This is a genomic window from Allokutzneria sp. NRRL B-24872 (assembly GCF_002155965.1).
Classification (GTDB): Bacteria; Actinomycetota; Actinomycetes; order Mycobacteriales; family Pseudonocardiaceae; genus Allokutzneria.
Map to the genome: position 1 here is coordinate 1 of NZ_MUMH01000359.1, position 710 is coordinate 710.

1 pseudogene is annotated in these 710 nt (G+C 75.5%); it reads right to left on the reverse strand.

The window, feature by feature from the left end:
- Positions 1-629 (reverse strand): annotated as a pseudogene (locus CCN37_RS38045) (hypothetical protein); the annotation flags it as partial.
- Positions 630-710 lie beyond the last annotated feature (81 nt).

Below are 710 nucleotides of genomic sequence, written 5' to 3' on the forward strand. Positions count from 1 at the left end.
GGGTCCTCCGCAGGCGGAGGCTGGTCGTCGTGCACGCACAGCAGCGGCTTGTCGGCCGAGGCGCTCAGCTCGCTCGGGGACCCGGGCGGAAGCACCATCAGCCGGTCCGCGCGACCCACTGCGAGGTTGCCCAGCTCCGGCCAGCCCGCTGCCTGGCGGGTGAACACCACGACCCTGGCGCCGAAGCGCAGCGCGCGGAAGGCGAGCAGCCGCGCCGCCCACATGCCGCCGACCAGCAGCGCCTCGGTCTGCTCCGGTCGGAACAGGGGGATCGCGACCGGCTGGCCCGACTGGTCCCTGCCCAGCCGCAGGCCGAAGGAGTCCCCGGCGATCTGCAACAGGTCCAGTTCCTCGTCGGTGGCGTGGTGGTGGCCGATGCGCAGCGGGGCGAGGCCCCCGTGCTTGCGCGACTGCCACGGCTCCTCGTCCTTGACCGCGCCCTTGTCCGGAGCGGTGGTCGGCGGGGTGGGCGGGGCCAGCGGCGGACTCGATCCGACGGCCAGCGGCTGGGCGAGCAGGGTGCCGGTGGCCGCGGCTTGGGCGGCCGCCGCGGCGTCGCTCGTTCCCGCGGTGCCCGTGTAGGCCATCGGGCCGCCGAGGACCTGCCCCATCTGACCCGGCGGCGGCATGGCCGCCGGGCGAGGCTGGCCCTGCTGTTGCTGTTGCTGGTGTTGGGGGCCGGGTTGCTGGGGGCGCTGCTGGTACTGGGG